The sequence below is a fragment of the Algoriphagus sp. genome, from assembly GCF_024305035.1.
Classification (GTDB): Bacteria; Bacteroidota; Bacteroidia; order Cytophagales; family Cyclobacteriaceae; genus Algoriphagus.
In genome coordinates this window covers 82,201-104,523 of the sequence record NZ_JAMWZB010000002.1, presented here as the reverse complement: position 1 = coordinate 104,523, position 22,323 = coordinate 82,201, and the positions used below count along the sequence as shown (strand labels likewise).

Below are 22,323 nucleotides of genomic sequence, written 5' to 3'. Positions count from 1 at the left end.
CATGAAAAAATACCTCTTATTAATTTGTATGATGGCTTTGGTGCACCTAGCCTTTGCCTCTGACCTGCGCTCCTTCTCTACTCATCAGATCAACAAAGACTCCGTCATCGTAGAATTTGGTAGATCAGGAAAAGTAGTGATCATCGTGGAGAACAAAGAAGATTTCGAAAAGCTCAAAATGATGAATATCAATGAAATCATTGCTTCACTCGACCTACAAGAAAATGAGGATACGGGAGAATTGACCATCGTAGAGCTCAAAAAGAAAGATGGCAGCTCTAAAGAAATCGTACGGGTCCGAGAAAATGGCGGAGAGACTGAAGTCAACATAGGTAAGATGCGTGTCTATGTTGATGAAAACGGAGAGAATACGCGGGTAAAAATAGAAAGTGGGGATAAGAAAGATAAAGACCCTGTTTTTAGAACCTATTTCAATACCGACATAGGAATTTCCAACTACCTTACCCCTAGTGGAAGTTTTCCTACCTCGGAAAATCCCTATGCGGTTAAAGGTTGGGGCAGCTGGAACATCGGATTAAACTGGATGGCTGCCCAGCGAATCTCCAAAGGCTTCTATTGGAACTTTGGGCTGGGGTTTCAGTGGTACAATTTCAAATTTGAAAACCGCGATTATCAAGCTACCCGTGGATTGGGGGGAATCTCCTTTGATCAGCGTAACGATGTAGATGGTTTCAAAAGCAAAATATCCGCTTCCTACATCACTGCCATGACTTTGCTAGAATTGGATTTTGGCAAGATGAATGACAAAGGCCGAAAAGGTCTTCGATTGGCAGCAGGCCCCTATGTGGGTTATCGTCTGGGCGGTCAATCCAAATTTGTTTATCGCGAACTCGACGGCTCGGGTAGGAAAAAAGATAAGCAAAACACCGGCCTTTACCTCACTAATTTCCGATATGGCCTCAGAGGTGAAGTAGGTGTTGGGCGAGTAACCTTCTTTACTACCTACGACATGAATGAGCTCTTTCAAGATGGAAAAGGTCCCGCCTTAAACCCCATTACCTTTGGAATAATATTTTAAAAACCGGGAGGACTAGCTCCTCCCACCTCCTTAAACTAAACCAACTTAGTTATCTATTATGAAGAATTTTTCATCACTTCTACTCCTTCTGGCATTGACTAGCCAACTCGCCTTAGCCCAAGAAAAAAAAGTCGTTTCGACTAAGGAATCCCGGTTTTTGGGTCTCAATTGGTACATGGAGAAATACGAAGACGGAACCAAATCTTATGCCTTTTCTTCCCCTGATCAGCCGATGCCAGAATTGAATCGAAAACCCAGCAAATTCCGTAGTGGATTACAAACCGATCTGGGCATCAATAGCTGGGCGCCGACCGAAAACATCCCCCAAGTGAAAGCCTGGGGTAGTTGGAATGTAGGGCTTAACTACGCGGGTACTTATCTGGCCAGTAAAAATTTCCACCTAAAAAGTGGTATCGGAGTTTCTTGGTATAATTTCAAATTGGATGACCGGGACCTATTCATCGATCGTACAGCCGACGGACTGGTATTCAGTGAGTTTTCCGAAGGAATCGGAACTAAATCCAAACTTTCAGCTTCATTTGCCAACTTAACTTTGATCCCTACTTTATTGACAAATAATGGAAAAGTTAGATTTGGATTAGGTGGATTTGCCGGACTCCGAATCGGGGGTCGAGGGAAATTTGTCTACGATGATTCGGACGGAAACCAGGAGAAAATCTTCACCAAATCACCTATGTACGTTAATAATTTCCGCTATGGTCCACGTGCCGAAATTGGAATCGGAGATGTAAATCTCTATTTCAATTATGATGCTAATTCGCTTTTCGAGACTGGAAAAGGTCCCGATGTCCATGCCCTTAGCTTTGGTTTAATCTTTAAATAATTCATCCCATGAAACAACATCTAATCCCCACATCCCTATTGGGACTATTTCTTTTCATTGCAACGATCAGTCAGGCACAGCAGGTCCTTGTTGATGTGGATAAGCACTATCCTGGCATCAAAACCATCGAAGTCAATGGAGGCTGGCTGGATGTAAGCTACACCGGTGGTTCTGAGGAGGTGCATGTAGACGCTTTTCTTCAATCCAATGACGATCGACAAGACATTGTCTTTGTGACTCTGGGTGATGTACTCAAAATCTCCTACAAACGGGAATCCGGAAACTATTCCTGGAACAACCGAAGCAAAGGTTTTATCAAAATCACCGGACCTGAAGACATCAGCATTCAAATGAAAAACAGTTCGGGTAATCTTGAAATCCAACAGGTAACTCAAGAACTCACTAAGCTCAGCGTAAGCTCCGGAAAGATTTCTGCAAAAAACTTGCAAGGCAACCTAGATGTCCGAGCCACTTCCGGATCCATTTACGTGGAAGGCGTCAGTGGAAATGTAGCGGCCTTTATGACCTCGGGAAATGCCGATATCTATTCCTTGGGTGGGAATCTGAGCTATGAGTCCACCAGTGGATCCTTGACTGCCGAAGACATCAAAGGGTCAGTTGCAGTCCAGCTCACTTCCGGCAATGCCAAACTTGCAACTATTGGAGAGCTAGGACCACTTCGTTTTACTTCAGGGAATATTCGAGCTGAAAACGCAGGACTTGGTGAGCAGACTTCGTTTAGTGGGTCATCTGGAAACTTTAGGATAAAAACCAACTCCAATCTCAAGGATTTCAATTTTAACCTGAAAGCTTCATCCGGCAATCTAAAAGTAGGAAATATCTCTACTGGCAAAACTTTAGAAATCGATAACAACTCTTCCAAATCCATCAAAGGAAACATTACTTCCGGATCGATTGTGATAGAGAATTAAATCGGATTTATTTCTACAAGAATACGCTCATTCCAGTAAGGCTTTAGACTTTAGCCTAAAGGAAGGGAGTTTAAAATAGCAAATAATCGAAATTAGGTTTTGAAGAAAGGGATACTCAAAATAATTCGTACCATCGTAAATTATTCACCTATCCTTTACTAAAAAAATACCATTACTCCGTTTTGGAGCTGCACTGAGGTCAACTTGGTCGGAGACGAGATTTTGTCGACTCCGCTCAGGTTGACCTCCTTTTTAGCAGGAATACCAGCGTAAAATTTTAACTAGCTTTCTACAGAAATTTCGCTGGTTTTACCCAATATTCAATCCGGTCTAGACATCAATCGAACAAGTTCCGAATCTGCTTTATTCAAGCCATAAAGCCGTCTAATCCGATCTGGTGTTGGTTTAGCTAAGGAGAAAAAAACCAAGGTCACCGCAAATAGCACCACATATACCTCACTTTTAAAAAACAATAAACCAACTGCACTAATCACAGAGGAAAGAAATAAGAAATAAAACCTTACCCTAGTGGATTGAATGTAGGTTTCCACCTTTTTAGTCAGTTCTTCTGAGGCCTTTCCCTTTTTGATAGCTTGATGAAACTTCACATATTGAGCAATTAAAATCCCGATAGAAAAACCTACCAGTAAACCATTAATAAAGCCGGGCAAGTTGGGTAATTGCCAATCGAGATTTCCTGAAATAAAGTATAAGTAAATCATACCAAAAATCGGTAAAGCGATGATCATCAATACCAACACCAATCGCTCCAGCTTATGGTAAGATTTTTTTAGTTCGTCGTGAATCAAAATTTAAGATTTATTCGATGGAAATTTGGATGTCATCTGAAAGGGCTCTAGAAGAACAACAGAGGATAAACCCTGCTTCAATTTCATTTTTACTCAATCCAGCGTCTTCATCCATTTTTACTTGACCTTCTACTAACCTCCCTCGGCAGGCTGTACAAAGTCCACTTTGGCAGCTGTAAGGCATGTTCAGCCCTTGCTCCAGCCCTGCCTCCAAAATCGTCTTGGAAGGATCTACGCTAATCCAATGCTCCTCTCCCTCGAGAATAATTTTCACGTCTCGCGTAAGTAGTCCCTTTGTCACGCCAGCCTTTGCCTCAAGTTTAGCCTGCTCGGCAGCCGCTGAATAAAAGCTTTCTTCATAAATCCGGGCTTCATCTACTCCCTGCTCAACCAATACTTCTTTGGCCGTATTCATAATCCCATCCGGTCCACAGAGAAAGTAAATTTCCTCACACCGTTGTTCATATTCGGAAATACTCACCAGACTTCTGAAAGAATCTTGGTTCAATCGACCTTTGAATCCTTTCCAAGATTCTGAAGGTTGACTGAGATTATGTTTCACTTTAAGACGATCCGGATTGGCCTTTTCCAGCATATCCAGTTGATTTTTGAAAATAATCTGATTTTCGTTCCGACTACAATAAATCAAGGTAATAATGGACTTGGGCTCGTTGACCAAAACAGACTTCATGATCCCCATAATTGGAGTGATGCCGCTTCCTCCGGCCACTAGGATATAATGGCGTTGGTTTTTCGAATGGAAATCAATCGTAAAATTGCCCATGGGAGGAAGGACGTTGATGGTTTTACCAGGAAAAACCTTTTCATTGAGAAAATTGGAAAAAAGTCCGCCAGTGACCCGTTTGACCGATATCCCCGGGAAGGGATCGACATAAGGCGAGGTGCAAAGACTGTAGGATCGACGCTCCTCTTTTCCTTCAAAATCCATCACTAAAGTCAAAAACTGACCCGGCTTGTAATCCATCGCAGGCTCCGGCTGTTCAAAATAAATACTCACCGTATCGGGTGTTTCTCGGACTACTTCACGTACCTTCAATGGGAGAAAGGCATTTTTCTTATTCTCCTCTTTTTTCTTCTTAAATAAATTGAACATTCGAAAATTGGATTCTTTTAATCGGGTGCAAAATTAAGGGCTTGAAAGAATTAATTTGTCTCTAACCCGGTAAATTCAAAATCAAAACCGAAAAAGCAGAAAGTAAGTTTGGCTCAGATAGAATATTCTTTCGGTGAACGGGAAATTTTGCAGGCTTTGCCCTAAATTGCAGCGTCAAAAATAATTTTCGCTGAGCCATCTGGCAAAAACTAAATCCCCATGGAATTGAATGCACTAAGCGCGATCAGCCCGGTAGACGGTCGATACGAAAGTAAAACACTCCCTTTAAGAACGTATTTTTCTGAATTTGCGTTGATCAAATATCGGGTGCATGTCGAGGTTGAATATTTCATTGCGCTCTGTGAATTGCCCCTTCCCCAACTTCAAGACTTTGATGCAAGTCTATTTTCGGCTCTCCGAGCTTTAGTGATCAACTTTTCCCAACAAGATGCCGATTGGATCAAGGAAACCGAAAAAACCACCAACCATGACGTCAAAGCGGTAGAATATTTTTTGAAGGAAAAATTTGATGAACTGGGCCAGCAGAATTACAAAGAGTTTATCCACTTTGGATTGACTTCCCAGGACATCAACAATACTGCTACTCCACTGATGCTTAAAGATGGATTAGAAAACGTGATCCTTCCAGCCTTATACCAAGTGATGGAAAAACTCCAAGCTCAAGCGGAAGCCTGGCGTGAAATCCCCATGCTCGCCAAGACGCATGGACAGCCCGCTTCGCCTACTCGCTTGGGAAAGGAAATTCAAGTTTTTATCACCCGATTGGAAAAGCAATTGGAGCTGTTGACTCAGGTCCCCTTTTCAGCAAAATTCGGAGGAGCAACAGGAAATATGAATGCTCATGTGGTTGCCTATCCAGCTCAGTCTTGGAATGATTTTGCCAATCATTTCGTAGAAAAATACCTGGGTCTAAGTCGCTCATTTCCTACCACACAAATTGAACATTACGATAATTTAGCCGCTATTTTTGATGGGCTCAAGCGGATCAATACTATCCTTTTGGATTTTTCAAAAGACGTGTGGCAATACGTAGCGATGAACTACTTTAAGCAAAAAATAAAAGCCGGTGAGGTGGGGTCCTCGGCTATGCCACATAAGGTCAATCCTATCGATTTTGAAAATGCAGAGGGAAACCTGGGAATTGCCAATGCGCTTCTGGAGCATTTGGCGGCAAAACTTCCGATTTCCAGATTACAGCGGGATCTGACCGATAGCACCGTTTTACGTGCCATCGGTGTGCCACTTGCTCATATGTTGATTTCATTTGAATCCTTGAAAAAAGGACTTGGCAAATTAGAATTGAACCGAGCAGCGATCGATGAGGATCTAGAAGATAACTGGGCTGTGGTGGCTGAAGCGATCCAAACGATTTTGCGCAGAGAAGGATTCCCTAAGCCTTATGAAGCCCTCAAAGACTTGACCCGAACGAACACTAAAATCACCGAAAAATCCATTGCTGAATTTATTGATGGATTAGAAGTAACTCAAGAGGTCAAAGAAGAGTTAAAAAGAATTACTCCGTTTAACTACACGGGAATCTAACTATTGAAAATAGAATGGAGAAAGCAGTGGCAATTTAACCTATAAAATACAACCGGAGCTTCATTTCTTCTGCGCATGTATCTTTGATCATCTTTGCCATTGCAGGTGTCCTCAAAACCGTTCACTACTGGGTAAAAAAATCTCTGCCATCATACAGCGAGCACTTCCGCCGCCGAGCTTTTCAATCGTGGGAATTTGAGGACTGATGATGGTGGTGAACTTCTCGATTTGTTGAATTTGTCCCACATTCAACGAGTCATAAGCCGACTGGGACATTACAGTGAATTTTTCTCCCCCATCGTTACTTACCTCCAGCATATTTCCGGCAAAGTTAAACTTTTGCTTTTCTGTAATGGGGATGACTTTTTTTCCACTTTTGGACAAAGCCTCCTGCACTTTTCTCCGTTCGGAAGATTTGCGAATACTTTCCAAACAAATTACAGCTAAATCCCGACCGATATGCATCATGACATTGGTATGATAAATGGGAGTCCACTTTCCATTAAGCTCTTGAAGTGCCTCAAAACCTATCAAATCGTAACCCAATAAATCAGCCACATACTTCAAAGGAACTGGGTGGGTGCGAACGGAGTACCCTGCAAAAATCAACTTTTGCTCATGATCCATTACCATACTTCCGGTTCCTTCCAAAAACTGCGCATCCTGCTCAAAAAAGCTCAAATTGATAATTTCATTGACCATGAAACCCAAAGACATGAGATGCTCTATGAGGTCCTTTCGACGCTCAAGACGACGATTTGAGGAATACATCGGATAGAGAATGAGTTTACCATCTCGATGAGTGCTGAACCAATTATTAGGGAAAACTGCATCGGTTTTGATAGGACGGTCAGTGTCCTCTATGACGATTACTTTTACTCCTTGATCTCGCAGTAAGGCCACAAATGCATCAAATTCCTGACCAACAACCTGCTGAATTTCCTCAGGACTCCTTAAGTCAGTTTTTTGATAAAAATTGGTGCTGGCTGTTTCTGGGTTAAACCCAAAATTTGCCGGACGGACCATCAGAATATGTGAAGTAGTTTGCATGAGTTAGTCCTTGGCCTGGTAGCGATATAAAACAGGTACTACAGAAAAACGCTTTTCACTTATCGTGAAAAAGTTTTTACCAGAAGGTTCAAAAGCAATAGCTTCTCCCTGAGGCTCGGGCACATAGGAAAGCTGTTTTGGAGCAGCTTTTAAGGCCTCAACAAGCATTTGCCCTTTTTCTCTAGTCCAATGATAGATCGCAAAATAATTTTTGATCAAAACCTGACTTCCATCCGCTGAAATATCAGCGGCGGTGCTACTGGAAAATGAGAACTGATGATGCTCCTCCAATTGGGTAACTCCTTCCTTTTTAAATGCCTCTTGCGAAAAGGAATACAGTGTATTTTTCTTGTCCCGTTTGGACACCAAATATATTCTCCCATCAACGGGATCCACGATCAAAGACTCCGAATCTCTTGCCCCGCCTGGATAAACCAATTTCGCCACCTCAGGCTCAACTTCTATTTTTTCATTCAGTTTCTCAGGCTCAACAAATCGATAAACCATGATCTCAGAGTGAACGGCAAGATTATCTCCTATTTCAGCCACATAAATGTAATTTTCACCTTCAGGCCCAGGACCGATAGCCATATCTTCCCAATCCCGGTTTTTAATCCCTTTCAAGGTAATCTCTCCAAGTAAATCCCCTTCCATATCCAAAAAATACACGATGGGTTCTCCCCCACTATCGGTATGGGTATACCAAATGTTAGGATGTTTTCTCGAAACAGCCATTCCGCTCATTTCTTCCAATTCGGGATTAGAAATCGTCTGAACAGGTATTCCTTCCGTAAATATGGAATCCACTGGGGTTTGACTTTGTCCTAAAGCGACAACATTCAAAACTAGGAGTACTAACACAGAGAAGATCCCTCGCATAAAATTTATTTTAGCCTAAATTTAGCCAATTGCCCCACAATGGAGCAATAAATTAGGAGATAAGCCAAAAATTCAGAACTATGGATAGCCTATTAAAAAAGATGAACTTCAAAGAAGGGATGAAGATCAAAATCTGGAGCCTACCTGATGAACTGAACTATCTCTATGAATCTTGGAACCAAGCCGGTTTAGTGAGCAAAGAATCCGAACAAACAGATTTCTTCCTGGCCTTTGTAAAATCAGAGGAAGAAATCGAACAAATTTTCCCTCAACTGGCAACTCACTCTACGAACGATGAACTCCTATGGATTGCCTATCCTAAGGGAAGCTCTAAAAAATATACGGTGAACATCAATCGAGATAGGGGTTGGGGAATTGCTGGGAAATACGATTTTGAAGTGGTGAGACAAATTTCAATTGATGAGGATTGGTCTGTTCTTCGCTTTCGAAGCATTAAATTCATTAAAACCTTGACTCGGAAATTCAGCACCAAGGATCAATAAGAAACAGGTGGGTGGCCTTAGTTTTTAAACAAAAGTAACAACAAGTTACTTTACCATAGGTTAGCCGCGCATATGTTCATCCACCGATTCTTCCTTTACCAAATTAAAATTTTTGACTTTCTCGATGAGCAATGGGAAAGCCCGCGAGTCAATAAATTTATCAGCAATAGTGTGGTAGTATCCTTCGCATTTGGACTTCTGGTAGGTTTGATGAATTATTTGGAGATTCATACCCCCTTAAGTTCGGTCTCCCCTTTTTTCTCAATAGAGTTAGCCTTCAACGTGCTTTTAATTTTTGAAATCTTAGGATTGATTTTTTTAATTCCCCGGTCAGTGGCCGATTCAGTGGGAAAGCAGTTTGAAATCATTTCTTTGATTCTGCTCCGAGATGCATTTAAGGAGTTTGGTCACTACCTAGGCGACTTAAAATGGGAGATCGACTTTCTGTGGGAATTGGCTCCCATCGTTTCAGATGCTTTTGGAGCGATAGTGATCTTTTTGATTACGGGAATTTTTTATCGAAATCAGCGCCATGTTCAAATTACTGGGAACTATGAAGAACAAAGCGGATTTATCAGCATTAAAAAATTAATCTCCATCTATTTGACTTTGAGCTTTCTGGCAATAGGTATTTATGATTTGATCACTGCTTATCAAGATCAACATTTTAATACCAGTCTGGAGTTATTTTATACCCTGCTTATCTTTGCCGATGTATTCATTTTATTGTTCTCGTTACGCTATAGTTCCAAATACCTGAATTTATTCCGGTATTCATCCTTTGCCTTAGCCACTATTTTTTTGAGACTTACCCTTTCGGCTCCACCTTATTTTAGCGTAGTATTGGCCATAATAGCAGGATTGATGGTACTTGGCGTCACTTATATTTACAATGGGATGCTCAAAAAATCAATTCAGGCTGTCGAATGAAAAAAATAAGTGACTGAAAGTGAAACCCAAACCTTAACTTCCAGGAATAATTCCACTTTTTTTTACATCTGGGTTTGGAAAAAATCACTTAGCCTTCTACATTTGCATCACGTTATCGGAAAGCGGTAACAAAATAAAATTCCTCCTTAGCTCAGCTGGTTAGAGCACATGACTGTTAATCATGGGGTCCTTGGTTCGAGCCCAAGAGGGGGAGCCATTTTAAAAAAGAGGTCAGAGATGACCTCTTTTTTGTTTTTACCCCAGTCAAAACCCTTTCTAAACCCAAAAGAACGGACATTTCAGAAGTGAAGGGTGTGGTTGCAACTTTGAAATCGAGATTTTCAATTTTATCACGAAAGATGCAACCGAGGATCTTTTTCTTGGTTTTCCCATCACTCTTCCTCCTCCAAAAGGAAGGAAGCTTCTGGATCATTGAAAGTGTTTTATTTAAATACTCCTTGAATGGAGACATCTCAGACTGGTAACTATTTATAGTTTCCTCAACTTTAAAAATCTGCTCCTCTACCCTCTTTTTCATTTCCTTGAAATCTTCGGAATCAATATACCCATCCAAAAAAGAGTCCTGTAGGTTCAATTTTCTTTGAATCAATTTCTCATGTTCTGATTTCAATTTTTCGATCTTCGCCTTTTGCTCTGTAAAGTCCTTTTCTATCATCGCTTTAATCGCACTTTTATAAACCAAGACCATTCCAGCAGTCCACGAGATTTTCCCAAGAAGATCCTCTATTTTCATTTGTACTTCCTCAACTCGGTATCGAAAACAACCTCTCCTAGTACAGATATAATAGTGGTAATGTTTTCTCTGGCCATTTCCTCCCCTAGCCTGATATGCCGTAATAGTTCGACCATGTTTGAGACACCTCATGAACCTCTTAACAGGGTATAGATCGGTTTTATCTGATTCGAAGTCCATTTGCCTAACCCTTCCATCAAGAAATGGAATCACTCTTATCCATCCTTCGGATTCTGTCCTATTCTTTTGGTAAGGATCCTGGTTTCCGAGCATCTGATCCTTTTCTTTTCGGTACCATTCTTCGTTACCATACGGAAAGGTTCGGCCCTTCCCAAACCAACTCATGATCCGGTACTTTGCCCTCGGCTGACTCCTCATGACCAGCTTTTCCGTGCTTTCCCATACTTGAGGGATTTTCACACGCCCATGAGGTCTCCCGTGTTAAGGCAACCCACTTTCCCGCCAACTCCCCGCCTTATTTACACTCCGATGTCCTGGTAATCTTTGGACTTTGACTTGTTTGGAAGTCTCATCCCATCGGATAGACCTGATAAGGTTCGTGTTCTTCGGGGTAGCGATTTGCCGCTAGCTTCCTTCAGACTCCACTTCGCAGTGGACACCCTTGCTTTAGGCTAGTGGTTGGCGATTACAACCCCCCACAGTGGACTTACACCACCTAGTTGATTGCCATGCACGGCACACCATAAAAAAAGCCTCGGAACTTTATTCTTCCGAGGCTTTTGATTTTTTTAAACTAGATCCAGTTCATATGGATTAGAAATGGTCTTTTTCCCGAATCGTTTCAACAATTCTAATTCATTGGTTTCATTAATTTTTTCTTTCCGAAGAATTTCTTTAACGGCAGGCTGTTTTAACCCTGGAATTCGAGTTTGAAAAAACGGCCAAAGGGTATCATTTGAATAAACCTTATCCAATTTCGAAAAACCAGGAATATGATTGTATTGATTCTGAAGTGTTTTAAATTCATCTGTGTACATAAATTTCCACACACCGTCCTCACAAAGAAGCTTTCCAATTACAATCTTATCGATTTTCAGTTCAAATGTCGCCTTTTCGTTTGAAGGAAGATGAATTTTGATTTCATTATCATCTACAGACTTTGAAAACAATTTTTTTAAATGCTTTAACATATTTTATACCTCCCTAATACTTTTAAATCTCTCTTTTACAATATGTTCAATTAATTTGCATCTTTCTGGAATGAAAAAACAGAAAAATTCTCTTTTTAACATTCCCAAAACTCGAGTTTCATTTGACTCTGATGCTAATTCATCAATTATAACCCTGAATTCCTCATTCAGGTTCTTTAAATATTTAATTAAGCCAATGTGATTTATTTCACTATCTCCATCAATGCTAATTCTTGGGGATGCAAATTTGATATATTTTTCTACCTTTTTGCCACCTTTCCCCATCAAATTCAGATTTTTGATGATCCATTCATCACTATTATTCCACAGCAAGCCTCTTGCCGAATCATAAATAGTTGCCATTCTTAGAGTAGCTCCTGCTTTTTTAGTGTTGGCAATCACACCCCAATTGTAGAAGTGTCTATCATTGTTACCTACCAACCCATCAAACCCGATCATTTTTACTAACTCCTTAGTCAATCTACCTCCTTCTTCTTTAAATTTAAACTCAATGGCATTTTGAATAAACTCAAAAGTAAATAGTTCTCGAGAAGTCGTTTTTTCATTGGCAATTTCTGCAGCAAATTCCCGCACTTTTTGAGAGCCTTGTAAGCACCTAAATCATTCCAAGCACCTCATTCCTTCCTTACCAAATCAACTATTTTTCGAAACACCTCCGTGTTTTCATACACCCCGCGGAATCGATCAGAATACGATCCATAAGCAATTATGGGAACCAAAATTCCAGTATGGTCATCACTATGAAACCCCAACTCTACTCTATGTGATGCTAGGTCCCCTTGGGGGATTGAAACCCCACCCGTTTCGTGGTCGGCTGTAATCAAAACCAAGGTCCCAGGATTTTCATCAGCAAATCGGATCACCTCCCCTAGTAGGGCATCAAAGTCCAACATTTCTGAAATCAGGGTAGAGGTACTGTTGCTATGCCCTCCCGAGTCAATAAAAGCAGACTCGATCATCAAGAAAAAAGGGCTTCCTTTTCCCTGAAAAAACTCCAACGCAAATAAAGTACTCTCCACTAAAAAATCTCCTCTCCCTTCCAATTTTTTGGGTAAAGCCCCTTCAGCGGCAAAATAACCCAATCGGTCTGTTTTAATGGGTTTGAGTCCTTCTACCAAGGTAAATCCCGCATCAGTCAGATTCTTTTTTTCAGCACGGAATGCCCTTTCTCCTCCTCCTATAACTAAATCCAACGGACTTTTAGCTAAAAATTTTGCGATTTGCTCGGATGCGTCCCGCTCTGAATGATGGGCATAAAACGAGGCGGGGGTAGCTCCGGTGAGCTGATCGGTGGTAATAATGCCATTTTGAAAGCCCAGGCTATCCAAAAATTCGGGCAAGGTTGGCAAGACCTTCCCTTTTGGATCAACTCCTATTGCCCGATTATTGGTTTTATGACCCGTGGCAAAGGCCGTTGCCCCTGCTGCAGAATCCGTGGTAAAATCGTCCGCAGCCTGGGTTTTGATCAAGCCAATATTTTTCAATTGGGTTACATTTAACTCATTCTTGTGACTAAAGAGGCCTGCCGAAAGCTGAGCCAATCCATTTCCATCACCGATCAAAAGAATTACGTTTTTTACCGGAACATCAGCTCCATCCCACTCAAATGTCGGCTGATAAATGGAATGGAAGGCCGTATTTTGATAGATATTTTCGTTCAGCTTACCCAAATATTCAGCCGCCTGCACAGGACGATCCGTATTGATGAAGTCTTCTCCCATCTCATAGAATGCCTTCCAAGCGGATTTACTGTCCGGACTGGCCCAAAAACGAACCGGTTTATCAAAACTATGAACCAAATCGATAAATTCCTCAACCCTTTTCCGTTCTTCTTCCACCATTCTTCCCTTACCATTCCAAACTGAAAACTGCCTAAAATTTAAACTGACCATCGCAATTTTATCCCAAGGAAGCTCTGAATTCAAAGTTTCACTTTGATAGTCAAAAAACATCCACTCGGGATATTGGGAGTAAGTTTCTGGTTTTGGTCGGTTGCCTGAGATAATCAATTTCAGTCCATTGGGATTGGTATCTCCGAAAAGAATGGGGCTATACTGCTTCATTCGCTCCATCAGAACCTCAAGGGTCGGTTCTGCTGCTGTTTTCAAGTCAACCAATAAATGAAAGTTAATTGTTGAAATCACTCCATTTTCAAGTCCTTCGGTAATGGGGTCTAGGTACAAACTTTCTAGGGTACGTTTGGAATCCATACTTTCGGGTTCATGAGCTACCATTAATTCCCTACGGTGCAAAATCACATCTACCTCTATTGAAGATGCTCCGGCACTGTAAGCGGCCCAAAAGGGCACCTCCTGCAAATAATCATTATGGGAATGAAGTCGGAAGGGTTGGGTAGTTTGTGCCTGTGTTCCAACAACCCAGAAAAGGGCTGAAATAACACTTACAAAGAATTTTTTCATGATCAAAAATAAGGGATTCCCCCTCGATTTTTAGGAGCTAAAAGCGAATTTAACCGATCCTTAACTTCTGGATAAAGCCCTAGAAAGAAATGCTCAAAAAACGGATTGATAATAAATTATAGCCACTGATTTAAAGACAGTTGCTTGGAACATCTCATTTAAAATTCATAACAAAAAGATGAAGTCCACCACCCAATTTCTCTGGTAAAAAAAGTAAAACTTGCAAATTAAATTGACCGATATGAAAACTCCCTGCTTTTTGATTCTTGTCTCCTTTTTGGTGACTTTCTCTCTGCCAGTTTCCGCGCAAAAACTGAATGAAATCCAGGTGATTGGCAGTCACAACAGTTACAAAAGTGAAATGCCCGCTGAAATTCTGGATTACCTAAACGAAATAAACCCTGAAACTTCCAAAAGTTTAGCCTATGAACACATCCCCTTAGAAAAACAATTGGATCTAGGTCTCCGAAACTTGGAGCTTGATGTTTTCCACGATCCCCTAGGAGGCAGATACAGCAATCCCAAAGGCTTGGAAATCATTAGATCTCAAAGGGAAAATATGAGCGAATTTGATCCTGAAAAGGTATTAAATCAACCTGGATTAAAACTTTTCCACGTTCAGGATTTGGACTTTCATTCTCATTACCTGCTTTTCGCGGATGCGCTCAAAGCATTGAAAAAATGGAGTGAAAACAATCCCGGCCATAGTCCAATCTTTATTTTGATCAATGCCAAAGATGGAAATATTCCCGGCACCCAATCCACGCTGCCTTTCACTGCATCTGCCTTGGATAGTATTGATTTGGAAATCAAAACCTATCTGGGACTCGATCATTTGATTACCCCTGACATGGTAAAAGGAGAATATCCTACTTTAGAAAGTGCAGTCCTGGCAGGAAATTGGCCTTTGTTGGAAGAAGTCAAAGGAAGATTTTTAGTTGTATTGGATGAAAATGAGGAGAAAATTAACCGATATCTTCAAGCCAAACCCGAACTCAAAAACGCTGTTCTGTTTGTCAATCAAAAAGAAGGAAATCCTACCGCGGGATTTCGAATCATCAATGACCCGGTAAAAAATGAATCTTATATTCAGGATCTCGTCAAACAGGGCTACTTGGTCCGAACACGGTCCGATTCCGGAACTCAAGAGGCCAGAGCAGTAGACTACAGTCGCTTCGAAAAAGCCAAATCTTCCGGTGCCCAGGTAATTTCAACGGATTACTATCAGCCTTCCAGGCTGTTCTCATCCACCTATCAAGTGAATTTTGGAAACCTGAAATTCGAAAGACCCAACCCCCTTCTTACTGAGCAATAATTCAAGTTATTTTGAAGAAAAAGTATTTGATTCCAAGCTTAATGGGGGCAGTATTTCAGTTGGCCTTCCCTCAATCAACCGCGCTTGCACAGACCAAATTAGCCGAAGTCGCATTTTTGGCAGACATCCATTTACAGGATGTTTATGCCGAGCTAAATTCCGCTGAATTTAAAGGGGTCCTCAATCCAAAAAACGGAAAATATGCCACGATACGAACCATGAAAAGCCAGTTGAATTCTACCCGACTTTTTAATGAGAACTACTTTGCTTTGATCTCAGCTTTGGAAGATTTAAAAGAAAAGGGAATTAAGCTGGTTGTTTTACCGGGGGACTTCACCGATGATGGGCAACCGATGAATGTACTGGCTCTAAAAAAAATTCTAGATCACTATTCTCAGAATTCAGAGATGCGTTTTTTTCTGACTACCGGAAATCATGATCCAGTCAAACCCTTCGGTGGAATAGCTGGAAAACGTGATTTCTTGGGAGTAGATGGGTCGGAACAAGCCATTGCAGGAGATAAAAATAGGTTCCCGATGACCAAGACCGCTATCTCTGACCAAATCAATTATTGGGGTTACCAAGAAATTACACATGCCTTATCCCGCTTCGGATTTTTCCCTTCTGAAAAAGATCTATTTTGGTCCCATCCTTTTCAGGAATTGGAAGTAGATGAGTATTCATTTGCCAAAGCAAAGGAAACTTCTAAGTTGGAATATCGAGTAGTTCACATTAATTCATCTGAGTTAGCGATCCCAGATGCCAGCTATGTCGTTGAACCGGTGGAAGGCCTTTGGTTATTGGCATTGGATGCCAATGTGTATGTTCAACAGGAAGGAGAATGGAAAGGATCATCCCTTGGCTTTAACCAGGCTATTGACGCTAAAAAACATCAATTGGATTGGATCAAAAAAGTAAGTCTTGAAGCTAAAAAAAGAGGAAAAACACTAATTTCTTTCAGTCATTATCCGCTGGTGGATTTTCATGAACAAGCCTCTGAGGAAATGAAAATACTATTTGGAAATCAAAAGTTCCAGTTGGCCCGAGTACCTTCTAAATCCATCAGTGAACACTATGCCTCTGCTGGAATCAAACTCCATTTTGCCGGGCATATGCACATCAACGATACCGGAATTTTTCAGAGTCTTAATAATCAGCTAACCCTGTTCAATATTCAAGTCCCTTCGCTTGCAGCCTTCCCTCCTGCCTACAAAATAGCTGCTTTTGATGATCAGCAACAAGTAGAAATTGAAACCATCACCCTTAATCAAGTAGATAATATGCAGGAGTTTTTTGACTTGTACCAGCTGGAGCATCGGTGGTTAGAGGAAAATCAGGACCCCGGAATCTGGGATCGTAGTATTTTATCTTCAAAGGATTACTTCGAATATACCAGAAATCATCTTTTGGGATTGACTAAATCCAGATTTATCCCTGCCGATTGGCCAGAAAACCTGGCATCCCTGCTTCAAAATCTAGGCCCGAAAGAATTTCTTATTTGGAGTAAGCTTCAGGAAAAAGAAGCAGAAGAATTTCTTCAAAAAAGCCTAAAACCCCAACACCAAACAGGTACTCTTAATCCAGATCCCCTACAGGTTATTGACGATTTTTACCTAATAAAAAACGGGGATGAGATTGGAAAAAGGATTATTCCAACTGAGCGCTTGGAATATTATCAAGCTATTTTTTCACAAAATCAAACAAAAACCACTTCCCAATTTTATCCTTTGAACCAAACACTCCATCAATTTTTTGTGATTTTCGAAAAGCTCTTCAATTCCCAGCCATCAGATCATTTTAAGATAGATCTTCAGGAAAATAGAATAGAAAAGATTAGCGATTAACCCCTAGTTGAAAATTCAACGCAGCAAAAAGCCGATGAGGAAATCCTCATCGGCCTTACTTTGTCCGCTAAGCAGAAAAAATAGGGGTTAATAGCCTGGGTTTTGCACCAAGAATCCTACTTCATTGGAAGCTCCGTCAATGGCGCGTTGAGGAATTGGAAAAAGTCGTTTGTTCACATCGCTATCGGTCTTTTCAGTCCAGCTGTCCTCGTATTTACCAAAACGAATTTGGTTCACTCTTCGATGACCTTCCCAGTATAATTCAAATCCTGATTCCCGGAACAAAATATCCAAATCAATGGAGCTCAAAGCCGGAGGAGTCTGTGCAGGACGGGCGTTTCTGGAAGTTCTCAGCGTATTCACATCAGCAAGAGCCCCCACATTGTCTCCTTTGCGCAATTTGGCCTCTGCCCGCATCAAATAAATTTCTCCCAACCGAATCAACACGATGTCCACACTACTGTTTGAACAGCAATTAGGAGCTGTACTACTGAACTGGTATTTGGAAAAGCGATGCCCCGTATTGTGGAGACTTCCCTCATTGGTAAAATCTACCTGAAACGTGTGATCCACGTATCGGATGTTTGCTCCACTACTTCTTCTGTTGATCACTGGATAAATTCTCACTTTTCCATCCTCACAGGTAAGAATAGTACCATTATCATCTCGGCGAGGTCCCCAAATAATGCCCCTCAAAATTCCCCGATTAATTTGAAATTCCTCCGCCTCTACGCAGAAGTAATGATCCTCATCATTGGTAGGATTGACATTGGTAAGATCCCTTAACTCCTCTGGAATTAGAGTATTTTCCTGAAAAAAGCGGGCATCAGCTTCGGCTGGATCCACATCCCCGTAGGCATCATACCAGGACTGAATAAAATCAGGCGTTGCCGCAACCGCATCGGTACCTCGGGTATTGGGAAATTCAGGTCTTGGAATCAGGTCTCCTGAAATAGACCAATATTGCCATCGGCTATGTTCTGTCTGGAGTACTCCTCGCTGATCCAATGAAAAAATGATTTCAGGATTAGTATTATTGTCATCGTTGAATAAATCAAAGTATTCAGCAGACAAGGAATAGGGGCCATTGATGATATTGGTGGTATACTGAATCACCTTATCCATATCCTCAGCTCTAAAGTTCGGAGTTCCATAAGGGTCCCGGTAAACTGCAGCATTTAAATACAAGCGCGCCAGTAATGCCTCTACCGCATACTTATTCATTCTGCCAGGACCATTGGCACTACTAATCAGGTTAACTACAGACAGTAACTCCGATTCCAAATAATCCACTGCTTCTTGTCCTCTTAGAATTTCAGACTGTTGATCTGATGCATCCTTTCTGAATACCAGTCCCCAATTGTCCAAGGCTAACATATTGAGATAGGCTTTCATAGCAATCATTTCGTAGAGAGGATTCTGTGCACTGGAATTACCGTTTTCAACCTCCAAAGCCAGTTGTTCCTGCGCAGCTACTGCGCGGGAAAGGGTGAGGGTAATAAAGGTCCAGGCATCTCCCACCAAACTATTGCTTGGGGTCATCAGGTGCTGATGCACGGCAATAAATTTACCTCCATCAAACCAATCCGTCCCTCCCCGATAAGGGAGAATTCCCTCGTCAGAAGCAACCTCCTGAAGTCCAAAATTTACCGTATGCAACCAAACCTGCCGTAACATTCCATAAACTGGTGCTATGGAACCACTGACTATCTCTGCTTGGCCCGTCCCGGTTAGGGATTCGTCAAGAATATCTTCATCCAAATCCGTACAGCTTAGAAAGGCGAAGAAAAAAGCTGCAAGAGGAAGAAACTTATAAATTTTAGTTGCTTTCATTTTCATGTGTTCTAGTGATTTTACAAATCAAATTTTAAAAGGTGAGATTAAGATTGACCATAAAAGTCCTCGCTCTAGGATAGGTAAATCGATCGATACCAAAGGTTTGAATACCTGCAGAAGTCGCTCCTGTATTCACTTCGGGATCAAAACCAGTATAGTCTGTTATCACAAATAGGTTTTGGCCGGTTACCGAAAGACGAATCGCCTGAAATGCATTGTTGATTCCAATACGGACAGGGTTCAGATTATAGCCCAGGGTGGCATTGTTAAGTCTGAAGAAAGAACCGCTCTCCAAGAACCGAGTCGATACGGTATTGGCATTGTTAAAAGACTCTTCGGGAAACTGAACCGCAAAATCTGTGGTATTATTTGAGCGTGATAATTGAGCCTTGGTGAACAGCGACATGGTCGTATGATTGTAAATTTTGTTGCCCGCGGCTCCATTGAAATTCAATCCCAAGTCAAAATCCTTGTATCGAAAATGAGTATTCAAACCGTAGATTACTTTTGGAATGGCACTTCCGACCACCACTCGATCATTATCCAAGATTTCACCATCTCCATTCACATCTATAAATTGATTAAGACCATCCTCTCCGATCCCATCAAACTGAAGCATGTAAAAGGCTCCAATAGGCTGATTGTTGATGTAGCCATTAATTGTGGCTCCGGTCTGTCCCGCTCCTTGGGCAGCCCCGGTAGTCAATACCGAATAAGGGGAATCCCGAACCTCATTTTGAATGAAGGTGATATTTCCTCCGATGTTATAAGTAAATGCCTGTTGAGGTCTATTTCCATAATTTAAGGCCAGTTCAATGCCGCTATTGAAAATTTTCATATTGTCAATATTATTCCAAAAAGTAGAGGTAGGCTGAACAGGATCTGCAGGAACCACTTCCAACAAAATGTTGGAAGACACTTTATTAAAATAATCCAAGGTACCAGTCAATCGACTATCCATGAAGGCAAAATCAATTCCCACATCAAACTGCGTAGATACCTCCCACTGCAAATTGGGATTGGCTAAGCGAGTAAATACAATGCCGTAGGGATAACTATCCAGGGTATTGCCATCGGTATCGATGGGATAGGTATTGAGACTTCCACCTCCCGTAGCTAATCGGTCCTCTGAAAAACTTGCTTTCGTAATTTTTGAAGGAATTTCCTGATTTCCAGTTTGACCCCAACTGCTTCGGATTTTTAAATTGTTGAATATTGAATTGGCCATAAAATCCTCTTTTGAAAGATTCCAGCCCAAGGCAAAGGAAGGGAAATAGCCATACTTGTTATTATCTCCAAATTTAGAAGATCCGTCTGCCCGAAGAGTAGCCGTTAAGAGGTACTTGTCTTTAAAGGTGTAATTCACCCGACCGAAATACGATTGTAATTCATTTCTGGTGGCTGAGGAATTTACCGTAGTTGGAAACTCACTGGTGCTGTTATGGTCCTGATACCTCGGATCGATATTATTGGCTGCAAAGCCACGGGAAGAAGTTCTTCTGAATTCATCCAAAAAAGTCTGATACGAATGCCCTACCAATACGGTCAGGTTGTGCTGATAATTATTCCAATTATAGGTCAACGTATTTTCAATCAGGCTATTGGTATTGGCAGTGATTAATTCATCCAAAGTGCCATCTGAAACATTTGACTCGTTTACCACCTCTGTAAAGGGTCTGTATTGAATGTATCGGGCAGTATTGGAATAATCCACCCCAAGATTCACCTTATAAACCAAGCCGTCAAAAATCTCAAAGGAAGGAGAAATCGCCCCTAAAATCCGATTGTTGGCCGCATCATCACTATACAATTCATTTCGCTTGAGCGGATTGAGTGCATTGGTATTAAGCAAAGTGGGTTCCCCATCGGTGTAGGCTGGAATAGTGGGGTTGAGGTAAAGCATGTCGCTGGTAATGGAGCCAATTTCCGGTCGTAAATTCTCAGTAAATGAAGCTGTAAGATTGTAATCAACAATCAACCTCCCCTCAAAAGCTTTTTGATTCATATTCAGTTTTCCTGAATAGCGTTTGAGCTCACTGTTTTTTAGAATCCCCTCCTGCTCCTGATATCCCAATGATGCGAAATAGGAAAAACGCTCCGAATTAGCACCGCTCATCGATAAATTATAATCCTGAGAGCGTCCAACTTGAGTCAATTCATCCTGCCAGTGGGTATTTCCTCCAAAATCCTCCAAAGCGCCTCCGACTGCCACCACTTGGCGTCGAAACTCATCTGCATTAAATACATCAATTTGCTTGGCCATGGAAGACCAGGCATTGGAGGCTGAAAAATTTACTTGGGAATTTCCTGCCTTACCTTTTTTGGTAGTAATCACCACTACGCCGTTGGATGCTCGCGAACCGTAAAGGGCTGTAGCACTTGCATCCTTTAGGACATCAATGCTTTCGATATCATTTGGATTGAGGAAATTCAGGGGATTGGAAGCAATACCTGTATTGGCATTGTCCAATAAAAAGCCATCGAGCACATACAAAGGTTGTGTGCCAGAACGTAAACTTCCAATACCTCGAATAATCACATTTTGATTAGCTCCAGGTTCACCACTGGTGGAAGTAATATTTACCCCAGCAATTTTGCCCTGTAGGAGATCGACTGGGTTGGTGATTACTCCCCGATTGAAATCCTCACTTTTGACCGAAGCAATTGCCCCTGTTACATCAGAGCGTTTCTGGGTTCCATAGCCGACCACGACCATTTCCTCCAATTGGGTAGCATCCGGTTCCAGTTGAATTTCAAAAATCGATTGACCTTGGGTAGGCACCTCCTTTAACAAATAGCCTACATAGGAAATTTGAAGAATGGCATCATCTTCCACGTCCAAAGAGAACTTGCCATCTAAATCAGTAACTGTTCCATTGGTGGTTCCCTTAACCAAAACTGTGGCTCCAGGTAAAGGCAATCCATTTTCATCTGTAATAGTCCCAGAGATGGATTGAATTTTAAAAGCGGATATCAAACTGGCATCAGCAAGATCTCGTTCAAAATTCATCCCCATCAATGGAATGGGTGCTGTGCCATAACCAGTCCACATAGCTAAACATGCCGATGTGAATATGGCTTTGGAGAGATGTAATTTTAGATTCATAAAATGAAAATAATGGTGTAAATGATAGTTTAAATACACTGGCGAGAAAAGTGCATTCCCGCCTTGAACAGCAACAAAGTTAAATCAATCATCGGCCCTACTCTTTAATTTTAGATTAGCGCATTGTGAATTATATAGCGTTAATATTTATAACATTTTGATAACATAAAACAAAAAGCCATGGAACAAAAAAAACTCCTAAACTAGACTCGA

17 protein-coding genes and 1 tRNA gene are annotated in these 22,323 nt (G+C 41.3%); 9 read left to right on the top strand and 9 right to left on the bottom strand.

All coding sequences use genetic code 11. The annotated features are described in order from the left end of the window. Position 1: 1 nt before the first annotated feature. The 3 genes from Q0L00_RS01455 to Q0L00_RS01445 are packed head-to-tail and all read left to right on the top strand — an operon-like array spanning position 2 to position 2,815. Positions 2 to 1,039, top strand: coding sequence for an outer membrane beta-barrel protein (locus Q0L00_RS01455; protein WP_297335080.1), 1,038 nt, complete (start codon positions 2 to 4; stop codon positions 1,037 to 1,039). A gap of 58 nt (positions 1,040 to 1,097) precedes the next feature. Beyond that, positions 1,098 to 1,883, top strand: a complete 786-nt coding sequence (locus tag Q0L00_RS01450) for a hypothetical protein (protein ID WP_297335079.1) — start codon at positions 1,098 to 1,100, stop codon at positions 1,881 to 1,883. 8 nt (positions 1,884 to 1,891) lie between these two features. After that, positions 1,892 to 2,815 (top strand): DUF4097 family beta strand repeat-containing protein, encoded by a 924-nt coding sequence (locus Q0L00_RS01445; protein WP_297335078.1) that lies wholly within the window; start codon positions 1,892 to 1,894, stop codon positions 2,813 to 2,815. Between the two features lie 320 nt (positions 2,816 to 3,135). Here Q0L00_RS01445 and Q0L00_RS01440 read toward each other — a convergent pair whose 3' ends face one another. Continuing rightward, the gene (locus tag Q0L00_RS01440) at positions 3,136 to 3,624 is read right to left on the bottom strand and encodes a hypothetical protein (protein ID WP_297335077.1); all 489 of its coding nucleotides are present in this window, start codon (positions 3,622 to 3,624) and stop codon (positions 3,136 to 3,138) included. 10 nt (positions 3,625 to 3,634) lie between these two features. Next, complete coding sequence (locus tag Q0L00_RS01435) at positions 3,635 to 4,738, bottom strand: ferredoxin--NADP reductase (RefSeq protein WP_297335076.1); 1,104 nt, start codon at positions 4,736 to 4,738, stop codon at positions 3,635 to 3,637. Between the two features lie 219 nt (positions 4,739 to 4,957). On the opposite strand from Q0L00_RS01435, the gene purB reads away from it, so the two are divergent. Then, positions 4,958 to 6,301, top strand: coding sequence for an adenylosuccinate lyase (gene purB, locus Q0L00_RS01430; protein ID WP_297335075.1), 1,344 nt, complete (start codon positions 4,958 to 4,960; stop codon positions 6,299 to 6,301). Positions 6,302 to 6,412: 111 nt separating this feature from the next. On the opposite strand, the gene ctlX is transcribed toward purB, so the two are convergent. Continuing rightward, positions 6,413 to 7,351 (bottom strand): citrulline utilization hydrolase CtlX, encoded by a 939-nt coding sequence (gene ctlX / locus Q0L00_RS01425; protein WP_297335074.1) that lies wholly within the window; start codon positions 7,349 to 7,351, stop codon positions 6,413 to 6,415. Positions 7,352 to 7,354: 3 nt separating this feature from the next. Further along, positions 7,355 to 8,230, bottom strand: coding sequence for a hypothetical protein (locus Q0L00_RS01420; protein ID WP_297335073.1), 876 nt, complete (start codon positions 8,228 to 8,230; stop codon positions 7,355 to 7,357). Positions 8,231 to 8,310: 80 nt separating this feature from the next. Between Q0L00_RS01420 and Q0L00_RS01415 the strand changes: the two genes are divergently transcribed. The 3 genes from Q0L00_RS01415 (at position 8,311) to Q0L00_RS01405 (ending at position 9,880) form a co-directional block, all read left to right on the top strand. Then, entirely contained in the window at positions 8,311 to 8,733 is a 423-nt protein-coding gene (locus Q0L00_RS01415) for a hypothetical protein (protein ID WP_297335072.1), read from the top strand. Between the two features lie 72 nt (positions 8,734 to 8,805). Next, a complete protein-coding gene (locus tag Q0L00_RS01410; protein ID WP_297335071.1) occupies positions 8,806 to 9,663 on the top strand; it encodes a hypothetical protein in 858 nt (285 codons plus the stop codon). A gap of 140 nt (positions 9,664 to 9,803) precedes the next feature. After that, a tRNA-Asn gene (locus Q0L00_RS01405) sits at positions 9,804 to 9,880 on the top strand. Positions 9,881 to 11,166: 1,286 nt separating this feature from the next. Here the strand turns inward: Q0L00_RS01405 and Q0L00_RS01400 are convergent. Genes Q0L00_RS01400 through Q0L00_RS01390 form a run of 3 tightly spaced genes read right to left on the bottom strand, consistent with a single transcriptional unit; the run spans position 11,167 to position 14,009 of the window. Continuing rightward, positions 11,167 to 11,568: a HipA N-terminal domain-containing protein gene (locus Q0L00_RS01400; RefSeq protein WP_297335070.1), complete on the bottom strand. Its 402-nt coding sequence runs from the start codon at positions 11,566 to 11,568 to the stop codon at positions 11,167 to 11,169. A 3-nt stretch (positions 11,569 to 11,571) separates the two neighbouring features. Continuing rightward, entirely contained in the window at positions 11,572 to 12,162 is a 591-nt protein-coding gene (locus Q0L00_RS01395) for a hypothetical protein (RefSeq protein WP_297335069.1), read from the bottom strand. 41 nt (positions 12,163 to 12,203) lie between these two features. After that, complete coding sequence (locus Q0L00_RS01390; protein ID WP_297335068.1) at positions 12,204 to 14,009, bottom strand: alkaline phosphatase; 1,806 nt, start codon at positions 14,007 to 14,009, stop codon at positions 12,204 to 12,206. Between the two features lie 241 nt (positions 14,010 to 14,250). Between Q0L00_RS01390 and Q0L00_RS01385 the strand changes: the two genes are divergently transcribed. After that, on the top strand, positions 14,251 to 15,324 hold the full coding sequence (locus tag Q0L00_RS01385; protein ID WP_297335067.1) for a phosphatidylinositol-specific phospholipase C1-like protein: 1,074 nt from the start codon (positions 14,251 to 14,253) through the stop codon (positions 15,322 to 15,324). Between the two features lie 11 nt (positions 15,325 to 15,335). Beyond that, a complete protein-coding gene (locus Q0L00_RS01380) occupies positions 15,336 to 17,168 on the top strand; it encodes a metallophosphoesterase (RefSeq protein WP_297335066.1) in 1,833 nt (610 codons plus the stop codon). An 87-nt stretch (positions 17,169 to 17,255) separates the two neighbouring features. Here Q0L00_RS01380 and Q0L00_RS01375 read toward each other — a convergent pair whose 3' ends face one another. Beyond that, positions 17,256 to 19,001, bottom strand: a complete 1,746-nt coding sequence (locus tag Q0L00_RS01375; RefSeq protein ID WP_297335169.1) for a RagB/SusD family nutrient uptake outer membrane protein — start codon at positions 18,999 to 19,001, stop codon at positions 17,256 to 17,258. Positions 19,002 to 19,035: 34 nt separating this feature from the next. Next, on the bottom strand, positions 19,036 to 22,110 hold the full coding sequence (locus Q0L00_RS01370; protein WP_297335065.1) for a TonB-dependent receptor: 3,075 nt from the start codon (positions 22,108 to 22,110) through the stop codon (positions 19,036 to 19,038). Between the last annotated feature and the right edge of the window lie 213 nt (positions 22,111 to 22,323).

Coding starts and splice junctions, on each gene's coding strand:
- Q0L00_RS01455 (WP_297335080.1), top strand. CDS start 2: ATGAAAAAATACCTCTTATTAATTTGTATGATGGCTTTGGTGCACCTA.
- Q0L00_RS01450 (WP_297335079.1), top strand. CDS start 1,098: ATGAAGAATTTTTCATCACTTCTACTCCTTCTGGCATTGACTAGCCAA.
- Q0L00_RS01445 (WP_297335078.1), top strand. CDS start 1,892: ATGAAACAACATCTAATCCCCACATCCCTATTGGGACTATTTCTTTTC.
- Q0L00_RS01435 (WP_297335076.1), bottom strand. CDS start 4,738: ATGTTCAATTTATTTAAGAAGAAAAAAGAGGAGAATAAGAAAAATGCC.
- purB (WP_297335075.1), top strand. CDS start 4,958: ATGGAATTGAATGCACTAAGCGCGATCAGCCCGGTAGACGGTCGATAC.
- ctlX (WP_297335074.1), bottom strand. CDS start 7,351: ATGCAAACTACTTCACATATTCTGATGGTCCGTCCGGCAAATTTTGGG.
- Q0L00_RS01420 (WP_297335073.1), bottom strand. CDS start 8,230: ATGCGAGGGATCTTCTCTGTGTTAGTACTCCTAGTTTTGAATGTTGTC.
- Q0L00_RS01415 (WP_297335072.1), top strand. CDS start 8,311: ATGGATAGCCTATTAAAAAAGATGAACTTCAAAGAAGGGATGAAGATC.
- Q0L00_RS01410 (WP_297335071.1), top strand. CDS start 8,806: ATGTTCATCCACCGATTCTTCCTTTACCAAATTAAAATTTTTGACTTT.
- Q0L00_RS01400 (WP_297335070.1), bottom strand. CDS start 11,568: ATGTTAAAGCATTTAAAAAAATTGTTTTCAAAGTCTGTAGATGATAAT.
- Q0L00_RS01390 (WP_297335068.1), bottom strand. CDS start 14,009: ATGAAAAAATTCTTTGTAAGTGTTATTTCAGCCCTTTTCTGGGTTGTT.
- Q0L00_RS01385 (WP_297335067.1), top strand. CDS start 14,251: ATGAAAACTCCCTGCTTTTTGATTCTTGTCTCCTTTTTGGTGACTTTC.
- Q0L00_RS01375 (WP_297335169.1), bottom strand. CDS start 19,001: ATGAAAGCAACTAAAATTTATAAGTTTCTTCCTCTTGCAGCTTTTTTC.
- Q0L00_RS01370 (WP_297335065.1), bottom strand. CDS start 22,110: ATGAATCTAAAATTACATCTCTCCAAAGCCATATTCACATCGGCATGT.